Raw genomic sequence first — 8,798 nt, forward strand, 5'->3', positions numbered from 1 at the left:
CGCTGCCTACACCGCCCATCCGGAACGCTTCGGCCACCGCCGACCCGCAGCACCCACACTGCCCGCCACAGCCTGGATCAACCAACCCTCACAGGAGGCCCTCATACAGACCGCCTGACGGAAACTGTCTCACCAGACTTGACACCTTCCGGAGCGGAACAGGGACCGCTACCAACCAACCGGCGATGAGGACGCGTTTGCGGCCGTACCGGTCAGAGAGTGTTCCCGCGAAGTAGTTTGTTGCGGCCTTGGACAGGCCGAAGGCGAGGATATACGTCAGCGCGCTCGTGTACAGGTCCAGTTGGAAAACCTGCCCTGCCAGCAGCGGAAGCACGGTGCGCTCCTGGCCAAGCGTCCCGCCCACCAGGGCGTTAACAGCCACCAGCAGCATGAACTGCGCCAGGTTCTGCCGCAGGCCCAGAGCGACACGGGTGGAGTCCGGGGCGCTTCCCGCCTTTGTTCTGGCCATCCTGAGTACTCCGTTCGTGCCGGGGACATAAGAGTGCCCGGACACGTGGGGGAACGCGTCCGGGCGGGCCCGGGCAGGAGGGGGGTCCTGCCCGGGCGGTCTTAGGGTTTTACTTTGCTGAGACGACGTTCTGTCGGGTCTGCTGGAAGGCGTCCCAGGCGGCGTAGCTGCCATCGAGTTCGACGACGTCGTACCCGGCCCGGCGCAGGGCGCTGGCCGCCACAGAGTTCCGGACACCGGACTGGCAGTAGGTCACGATGGTGCCGTCGGCGGGGAGCTTGTCCAGGTGCCACATGATCCGGCCGCCACTGAGCTGGTACGAGCCGGCGATGTTTCCGGCGATGTGTTCGCTGCGATTGCGGACGTCCACGATCATGGCAGCGTCAAAACCCTTGAGTTCCTCTGGCTGGATCAGCTTCGGGGTGGTCATGGGGAGGCCTTCGATGCTGGTGAGGTAGCCGGCGACGTTGTCGATGCCGACCCGTACCAGGTGGTCCCACATGTCCATGGCCTGTTCCTGGTCCTTGGCGAGGAGTACCAGCGGGTTCTTGTCGGTCTCGGGGTTCACTACCCAGGCGCCATAGCTGGCTACGGACTTGCCGGCCGGTACGTTCAGGGAACGGGCTACAGTGCCTTCGTGGACTTCGCTGTTGGGGCGGGTGTCGATGAACGTGACTTTGTCCGCCGCCAGGTCCTTTGCGACGTCAGCGGTGTCCAGTTCCTTGAGCGGAGCGCGTTCTCCCATGACGGCGGGGCCTTCACGGTTTTCGCGCTTCATCCGGCCGAAGTAGGCGTGCGCGTCGGGCTGGCCGTCGAGGAGCTCATCGATGAAGCCCTGCTCGTCGTTGGCGGCGAGGTAGGGGCCCCACCAGGAGTAGAGCCGCTCGTAACCTACGGTGGAGGACGGGATGGCGCCGAGAGCCTTGCCGCAGGCGCTGCCGGCGCCGTGGGCCGGGTGGACCTGGACGTAGTCCGGCAGGGTCAGGAACTTATCCCGCAAGCTCGCGAACAGCTGCTTAGCGCCTTCAAAGCGGGTGTCGATGCCGCCGGCTGCCTCGTCCAGCAGGTCCGGCCGGCCGAGGTCGCCGGAGAAAACGAAGTCACCTGAGAGCAGGTAGCCGGGCTGGTCGCTGAACGCGCCGTCGGTGACCAGGAAGGACAGGTGCTCGGGAGTGTGGCCCGGGGTGTGCACGGCTTGGATGCTGATGTTGCCGATGGTGATCTTGTCGCCGTCGTAGAGGCGCTCACCGTCGAATTCGTACTGCCAGTCCGGGCCGCCTTCGCCGGAGACGTAGATCTTCGCGCCGGTGGCGGCGGCGAGTTCGCGGGTGCCGGAGAGGTAGTCGGCGTGGATGTGGGTTTCGGTCACGGCCACGATCTTCATGCCGTTCTTCTCGGCCAGTTCCTGGTAGACGGCGATGTCGCGGCGTCCGTCGACAACAACGGCGGTGCCGTTGGCCTGGCAGCCGATCAGGTAGCTGGCCTGGGCGAGGTCTTCATCGTAAATGCGCTCGATAAGCATGTAGTGCTCTCCTTAGTTGAAAGGGGATTGGTTGTTGTTCTACATCCAGTATAGATACCCCCGGGGGTATCCCGCAAGCGGTCTGCGGCTAAGTAGATTTCGTGCGGAACAGCCTGCGCAGGCCTGCCGGGGCGTGGCCCGGCTGTTGCCGGGACGGGTTGTCCGGGGTGGGTTGATAGGTAACGGGGTGGCCGTTGCGGTACCACTCGGTGATCCCGCCGGCTACGTTGACCGTCTGGTATCCGCGGTCGGTAAGGATCCGTGCGGCCTGGCTGCTGCGTTTTCCTGACCCGCACATGAGGTAAAGCGTGCCGCCGGGGAGGTCGGCAAGCCGGGAGGGCAATTCGTCGAGGGGGATGTTCAGGCTGCCGGGGACGTGTGCGGTCGCATGCTCTTCCTGGCTCCGAACGTCCACCAGGGTGGCGCGTGGCCAGACCGTGGCGAGTTCGCCTGCCGTTACAGTGCGGTACCCCGGGCCCTCTGGCATCGCATCAGGCGTTCTGTCGTCCGGCCTGAGCGCGGAGTTCATTCATGTCGACGTTCTTGACGGCCTGGATGACTTCTTCGAGTCCGGTGGCGTTGAGGGCTCCGGGCTGGGAGAAGACGAGGGTCTTGTCCTTGAAGGCCATCAGGGTGGGGATGGAGGTGATGTCCGGGTGCCGTTCGGCCGCGGCACCGTAGGTGGGTGCGAACTGGCGGCAGGGGCCGCACCAGGCTGCCCAGAAGTCAACGAAGACGATCTCGTTGCTCTCTAGGGTCTGGGCGAAGGATTGCTGGGTGATGTCGATGGTTGCCATGGTCTGTTGAGTCCTTTCGGGCGAAGTTGGTTGGTTGCCCTGCGGCGTGGGGGCGCGGTGGGGCTTAGGCGGTGGGGAGGCCCGCGCGGGTCCAGGCGGTCATGCCGCCGGCCATGGTGTCTGCCTTGTAGCCGGCGCCGTTGAGGGCATCGGCGACGGCGGCGCTGCGGTTGCCGCTGCGGCAGACTGCGATGACGGGGACTGCGGGGTCCAGTTCGGACAGGCGTGCCTGCAGCTGGCCCATGGGGATGTGCAGGGCGCCGGGGATCATGCCTTCGGCGACCTCGAAGTCCTCGCGCACGTCGAGGATGCAGGCGCTGGTGCGCCGCTGCTCGGCTTCGGTGATAGTGATTTCAGCCATGGTGTTTTCTCCTTCGAAAAGAGTGGGCGGTTGTTAGCGGACGGGTTCGCCGGCTGCGCGCCAGGCGCTCATGCCGCCGCGCAGGGAGTAGGCCTGGTACCCCTGGGTGGCGAGGAGCCGGGCCGCTGACGCGGAGCGTACGCCGGATGCGCAGACGGCGATGACGGGCTTGTTCTTGTTGATTCCTGCGGTGCTGGTCTGCAGCCGGTCCAGCGGGACGTGCTTGGCCTGGGGCGCCCGTCCGGAGCGCCATTCCTGGGCGGAGCGGACGTCGATCAGCGCGGCGCCTGAGGACAGGAGGTCCTTGGCCTCAGCTACTGAGACCGTTGTGTAGGGCTTGCTGAAGGCTTTTTTCAGGGAGCTGATGAGGCCCATGGTGTTCTCCTTGGCTGGTTGTAGCGGGTTCAGGCGGGTGAGGGGACGTTGCTGCGGCGGCCGGTGCGGTTGCGCAGGGGGCAGGAGCTGATGAAAAACCAGCAGATCCCAGCGGTGACTGCGGTCAGGGCTGCGACACCTGCTGCGATGAACCATTGAAGGTCTGCCGGGGCTTGCTGGATCAGGACGAAGGTGCCCATGGCCAGGACGAACCAGCCGAAGGCCTTGCGCAGCGCCGCCTCGGGGATGCGGCCCGCGAGCTTGGAACCGATCAGGGAGCCAACGATCGCTGCCGCGGTCACGCCGAGGGTGATGCCCCAGTCGAGCTGGACGGTGGTGAGGTAGCCGGCGAGCCCGGCGAAGGACTTCATGGCGATGACCACCAGGGAGGTGCCCACGGCAACGGACATCGGTAGGCCGCCCAGCAGCGCCAGGGCCGGGACCACGAGGAACCCGCCGCCCGCGCCCACCAGGCCGGTGATAAGTCCGACGACGGCCCCGTCCAGCAGGACCCTGCCCAGCGGAAGCTCATGCTTTACCGGGGCGCCGCCGTCGTCGTTCTTTTTCTTCCGGCCGCGGAGCATGGCCACGGAGGTGGCCACCATCATGATGGCGAAGGCGATGAGCAGGATCTGGCCGGGGATGTGCCCGCCCAGCAGGCCCCCGGCGAATGCGCCGGCCATGCCGGCGGCGCCGAAGATCAGGCCGGTCCGCCACATCACCCTGCCCCCGCGGGCGTGGCTGATCACGCTGACGGCGGAGGTGACGCCGACAACGAAGAGGGACGCCGCGATGGCTTCCTTGGCTTCAAACCCGGCCACGTAAACCAGGATCGGGACGGTCAGGATGGACCCGCCGCCGCCCAAGACGCCTAGCGAGAGCCCAATGACCACCGAGAGGGCGAGAACCAGGACCAGGGTGGCTGTCATTAGGCTGCGGCTTCTGTGCTCTTGTTGCTGGCGGCGGGCAGGGCGAGGATGGCGCTTTCGCGGGTGGGCTCCTGGGCAGCCTTGTTCCACGGCATGGCCGCGATAGCCTTGCCCATGGCGCAGGTGTTGGTGGCTGCCGAGAACGTCAGGCCCGTGCCGATGACCCCCGCAAGCGTGCGGATCTTCGGGGAGACGAACTTACCGCCTGCCAGGCCCAGGACCACCAGGGAGCCGGCCACCAGGCGGACCTGCCGCTCCAGGTCCCAGCGGTCCTTGCCCTTGACCACGTCACCGCCGGCAGCGGCGAAGCCGGGTGCCCCGCCGGTCAGCACGTAGGCGGTGTCGATGCCGGCCTTGGCAAGGCGCTGGCGGGCCTGCTCTGCGCGCACGCCGGACTGGCAGACCAGGACCACCCGGCTGCCCAGCCGGGCGGCAAGCTCGTCCGCGTGTTCGGAGAGCAGCGGCAGCGGCACGTTGTAGGAGCCGCGGATATGCAGGGACTCAAACTCAGCGGCAGAGCGGACGTCAATCACCACGAGGTCCCGGTGCTCTTTGAACCAGGACTGCAGGGTCTCAGGGGCGAGTGCAGTAACAGCGGGTGCGGTGGAAGGGGAAGTCATTGCTGGCCTCTCGGAAGGGGTCGGGTGGATACCCCACCCAGTATTGCAGATACCCTGCGGGGTAGTCAAAACACCCTAGGGGGTATAGAATAGAGGCAAGCCCCGATCTTTGGAGAAACCCATGGAACTCAATCCCTCAGAACTCACCCCTGTCATCAACCGGCTGAAGCGCGCCCAGGGCCAGCTGTCCGCCGTCACCCGAATGCTTGAAGAAGGCCGGGACTGCAAGGACGTCGTCACCCAGCTCGCAGCCGTATCGAAGGCGCTGGACCGGGCCGGGTTCGCCATCATCGCCACAGGCCTGGAACAGTGCATCGTCCAGAAGGACGAAACCATGGACAAGAAAGACCTGGAGAAGCTCTTCCTCTCCCTCGCCTAAACAGACCAGCTGTCGAGCAGCCAAGGAGAACCATGACGTACACCCTCACCACCACCGTGGACCTTCCCTGGACCGAAGCCGTGGACCGCACCCGGGACGCCCTGTCAGCCCAGGGCTTCGGGATCCTCACGGAAATCAATGTCCGCTCCACCTTCGAAGCCAAGCTTGGCGCTGAAGCGGCGGACACTGTCGGTGACTACGTCATCCTCGGCGCCTGCAACCCGGCCCTGGCCCGCCGCGCCCTCGCAGCCGAACCGGAAATCGGCGCTTTGCTGCCGTGCAATGTTGTGGTGCGCCGAAACAAGGACGCAGAGCTGACCACGGTGGAAGCCATTGACCCCCAGACCATGGTCCAGCTCAGCGCCGCACAGGCCGTCAAGGACATCGCCGACGACGCCGGCACCCGCCTCCGGAAGGCCCTCGCCGACCTGGGCGAAATGGCGAAGTAGAGATGTCCGTGGAAACAACGGTTCCAGAGGATGAGCAGGCAGGGCCCGGCCTGTTCATCCACGCCGGCGGCCCGCTCGAACAGGATGCCTTCGTCGGCATCCTGCGCAGCGCCGCGAACGCCCGCGCCGCGCTCGGTCTGGAAGCTGGCATTGAAGTGGTCGTCCAAGGGCCCGGCGTCAAGCTCCTCGCCCAAAATTCACCCGCCGCCGAAGCCAGCACAAACGCCGGACAACTGGGCGTGGACATCCTCGCCTGCGGCAACAGCATGCGCTCGGCAGGCATGGGGGACAAAGACCTTGCGCCCGGCGTGGGAACGGTGCCCGCAGCCATCGCCCACCTGGCTCAGCGTCAATGGGAAGGCTGGGCCTACGCCAGGCTGTAGCGCCGCCCCTGATGATGTAGACCCCCTGGTGCAGGTGCTCCCCAGGAATGTCTCGGAAATCAAAAGCTTTTCAAGACACTGCCTTCTTCCTGGAGAAGCCCGATTGGAGCAGCGTCGGGACGGGCACCTCGTTGTCTTGGAAAGTTGTCTCGCCGTGTTTTTGTCTTACACGGGTGCTCGGACGGGGTTTCTGAGGCAGAATGAGCCGGTGAGACATCTCGGATATACGCGGGTGAGCACTGCGGGCCAGGACGCCAAGCTGCAGCTTGATGCACTCGTGGGCGCCGGGGTGCAAAAGCGTGATGTCTTCGCCGATGTCACATCTGGGAGCCGGACTGCCATCGAGCGGCCTGGGATGAAGAAGCTTCTGGATTATATTGAGCCGGGCGACACGGTCGTGGTGTGGCGGATAGATCGCCTCGGCCGGTCCCTGATAGACGTCTTGAACACCGTGAACCTGTTCCGGGAGCGTGGCGTGCAGCTGAGGTCAGTTTCGGATGGCATCGACCCTGCCACAACGTCGGGCCGGCTGATGCTGAACATGCTGGCCACCCTGGCGGAGTACGAGCGGGAGTTGATCGTTGAACGGGTCAATGCCGGGATTGCTGCTGCACGAAAGGGCGGAACCAGGTTCGGCCGGCCGCTCTCGGACCCTGTAGTGATAGCTGACAAGCTGAGGATCGTGACCGAAGCGCGGGCCAAGGGCCGCACCGCTGAGGAAGCGGCCCGCCTCGTCGGGTGGAGCCGGGCAACGCTCTACCGTCACCAGAAAGCCCTCGCTGCCCGCGAGAGCACCATGTAGCTGCGTTCATGAACGGCGTGGAGCGGTGGCGGATCCTTCGATTGCACGTCGAAGATAAGATCCCACTCGCGGAGCTGGCCCGGGCATCGGAGGTCAGCCTGCGCACTCTTGAGCGCTGGCGCCGGTCGTTCCAAGAGGGTGGCATCGCGGCGCTGGATCCGCGTCCCAGGGCCGATGCCGGCAGGCGCCGTACCGCAGCGGAAACCGTGGCATTCATCGAGAGGCTCGCGCTGACAAGGCCCCGCCCAAGCCTTGCAACCCTGCACCGGCTGGCTATCGCCGATGCCAGACAGAGGAACGCTCCGGTGCCTGGGTATTCGACGGTTCGGGACATCGTCGCTGCCCTGGATCCCGGTCTTGTCACCCTCGCCCTCGAGGGGCCCACGTCCTACCGCGACCGGTACGAACTCGTGTACCGCCGCCGGGCGGAACGGCCGAACCAGATATGGCAGGCCGACCACACCGAACTCGACATCCTCATTCTCGGCGCAAACGGTAAACCGGACCGTCCTTGGCTGACCACGGTGGTAGATGACTATTCCCGGGCAATCTGCGGTTACACCGTCTTTACCGGCGCACCCTCAGCCTTGAACACAGCCCTCGCTCTGCGGCAGGCGATCTGGCGTAAACAGAACCCTTCCTGGGTGATGTGTGGACTTCCTGACATCCTGCACGTCGATCACGGCTCCGACTTCACCAGCCACCACCTTGAACGTACCGCCGTCGCGCTGCACATCCGCACCATCCATTCCACCATCGGCCGGCCACAGGGGCGCGGCAAGATCGAGCGCTTTTTCGGCACAATCAACACCGAGGTCCTTGCGACCTTGCCGGGGTACCTTGCTCCCGGAAGCCGTTCACCACAGCCAGTGCTCGACCTGCCGACAATCGATCGGGAAATCGGCGCCTTCATCGCCGTTTACAACAACCGGGCACACAGCGAACTCGGCACGTCGCCCAGAGACGCCTGGGTTGCTGATGGATGGCTTCCCCGCATGCCGGACACCCTCGAAGAACTCGACGGACTCCTCCTCACCGTTCCGAAGAACCGCGTCGTGCAACGCGACGGTATCCACTTTCAGGGCCAGCGCTACCTCTCACCCACCCTCGCACCCTTTGTCGGACAGACCATCACCATCCGCTACGACCCCCGAGACATCTCCGAGATTCGCGTCTTCGACCATGACACCTTCATCTGCACGGCTATAGACGAAGACCACCCGAACCTCCGGCTGAGTCTTCGGGACATCGAAGCAGCCCGCCGGGCACGCCGGCGCGAGCTGCGCCGCACCATTAACGACCGCATCCCAACCGTTGCCGACCGCGAACAACCTCGCATCTCTGAACCACCGCGCCGCCGGCCGCGGCTTCGCACCTACGAAGAGGACTGATGATGGACCAGCCATTCATCGTGACCAAAGAACACCGGCGCTTCACCGAGTTTGCCAACGCCGTACGGAAAGAGCGCACCATCGGTATCTGCCATGGGGACGCCGGCGTCGGCAAAACCTACTCCGCCCGCCGCTACGCGAACTGGGATGCCCTGGAACCCTACATAACAGGCTCATCGCAATTGAGGGTGTATCGGGCGCTGTGATCGTGGGCGGCGCGTCGGTGCCCGTGTAGGGGTCGAGGTCTTCCGATGATGGGAGTTCTCACACCGCCCATCTGGAAGACCTCGACGTGCGTAACGCTACCTTCGCCTGCCCGGA

12 protein-coding genes and 2 pseudogenes are annotated in these 8,798 nt (G+C 65.2%); 6 read left to right on the plus strand and 8 right to left on the minus strand.

All coding sequences use genetic code 11. The annotated features are described in order from the left end of the window. Positions 1–151: 151 nt before the first annotated feature. From BKD30_RS02350 to BKD30_RS02385, 8 genes and pseudogenes are all read right to left on the minus strand, one after another. Positions 152–469: pseudogene (locus BKD30_RS02350) on the minus strand (MFS transporter); the annotation flags it as partial. Positions 470–578: 109 nt separating this feature from the next. After that, positions 579–1,991 carry an MBL fold metallo-hydrolase gene (locus BKD30_RS02355; protein ID WP_076701462.1) on the minus strand — a complete coding sequence of 471 codons (1,413 nt, stop codon included), beginning with the start codon at positions 1,989–1,991 and terminating at the stop codon, positions 579–581. An 88-nt stretch (positions 1,992–2,079) separates the two neighbouring features. Continuing rightward, positions 2,080–2,520, minus strand: a complete 441-nt coding sequence (locus BKD30_RS02360) for a rhodanese-like domain-containing protein (protein WP_143588020.1) — start codon at positions 2,518–2,520, stop codon at positions 2,080–2,082. Beyond that, on the minus strand, positions 2,483–2,788 hold the full coding sequence (locus BKD30_RS02365; RefSeq protein WP_076701469.1) for a thioredoxin family protein: 306 nt from the start codon (positions 2,786–2,788) through the stop codon (positions 2,483–2,485). Before BKD30_RS02365 ends, BKD30_RS02360 begins: the two co-directional genes overlap by 38 nt. 64 nt (positions 2,789–2,852) lie before the next feature. After that, positions 2,853–3,149: a rhodanese-like domain-containing protein gene (locus tag BKD30_RS02370; RefSeq protein ID WP_076701471.1), complete on the minus strand. Its 297-nt coding sequence runs from the start codon at positions 3,147–3,149 to the stop codon at positions 2,853–2,855. Positions 3,150–3,182: 33 nt separating this feature from the next. Next, entirely contained in the window at positions 3,183–3,524 is a 342-nt protein-coding gene (locus BKD30_RS02375) for a rhodanese-like domain-containing protein (RefSeq protein ID WP_076701474.1), read from the minus strand. Positions 3,525–3,553: 29 nt separating this feature from the next. After that, positions 3,554–4,453 carry a sulfite exporter TauE/SafE family protein gene (locus tag BKD30_RS02380; RefSeq protein WP_076701477.1) on the minus strand — a complete coding sequence of 300 codons (900 nt, stop codon included), beginning with the start codon at positions 4,451–4,453 and terminating at the stop codon, positions 3,554–3,556. Then, the gene (locus tag BKD30_RS02385) at positions 4,453–5,073 is read right to left on the minus strand and encodes a rhodanese-like domain-containing protein (RefSeq protein ID WP_076701479.1); all 621 of its coding nucleotides are present in this window, start codon (positions 5,071–5,073) and stop codon (positions 4,453–4,455) included. Before BKD30_RS02385 ends, BKD30_RS02380 begins: the two co-directional genes overlap by 1 nt. Before the next feature lie 121 nt (positions 5,074–5,194). Here BKD30_RS02385 and BKD30_RS02390 point away from each other — a divergent pair, with 121 nt between their 5' ends. The 6 genes and pseudogenes from BKD30_RS02390 to BKD30_RS02415 all read left to right on the plus strand — a co-directional run. Beyond that, positions 5,195–5,452, plus strand: coding sequence for a metal-sensitive transcriptional regulator (locus tag BKD30_RS02390; RefSeq protein ID WP_076701482.1), 258 nt, complete (start codon positions 5,195–5,197; stop codon positions 5,450–5,452). 32 nt (positions 5,453–5,484) lie between these two features. Continuing rightward, a complete protein-coding gene (locus tag BKD30_RS02395) occupies positions 5,485–5,901 on the plus strand; it encodes a DUF302 domain-containing protein (RefSeq protein ID WP_076701484.1) in 417 nt (138 codons plus the stop codon). Positions 5,902–5,903: 2 nt separating this feature from the next. Beyond that, the gene (locus tag BKD30_RS02400; RefSeq protein ID WP_083955940.1) at positions 5,904–6,284 is read left to right on the plus strand and encodes a DsrE family protein; all 381 of its coding nucleotides are present in this window, start codon (positions 5,904–5,906) and stop codon (positions 6,282–6,284) included. Between the two features lie 208 nt (positions 6,285–6,492). Continuing rightward, on the plus strand, positions 6,493–7,086 hold the full coding sequence (locus BKD30_RS02405; RefSeq protein ID WP_076701487.1) for a recombinase family protein: 594 nt from the start codon (positions 6,493–6,495) through the stop codon (positions 7,084–7,086). Positions 7,087–7,094: 8 nt separating this feature from the next. Further along, the gene (locus tag BKD30_RS02410) at positions 7,095–8,477 is read left to right on the plus strand and encodes a Mu transposase C-terminal domain-containing protein (protein ID WP_076701490.1); all 1,383 of its coding nucleotides are present in this window, start codon (positions 7,095–7,097) and stop codon (positions 8,475–8,477) included. A gap of 2 nt (positions 8,478–8,479) precedes the next feature. Beyond that, a pseudogene (locus BKD30_RS02415) lies at positions 8,480–8,644 on the plus strand (AAA family ATPase); the annotation flags it as partial. Between the last annotated feature and the right edge of the window lie 154 nt (positions 8,645–8,798).

It is taken from the genome of Tersicoccus phoenicis, from assembly GCF_001968835.1.
GTDB classification, from domain to species: Bacteria; Actinomycetota; Actinomycetes; order Actinomycetales; family Micrococcaceae; genus Tersicoccus; species Tersicoccus phoenicis.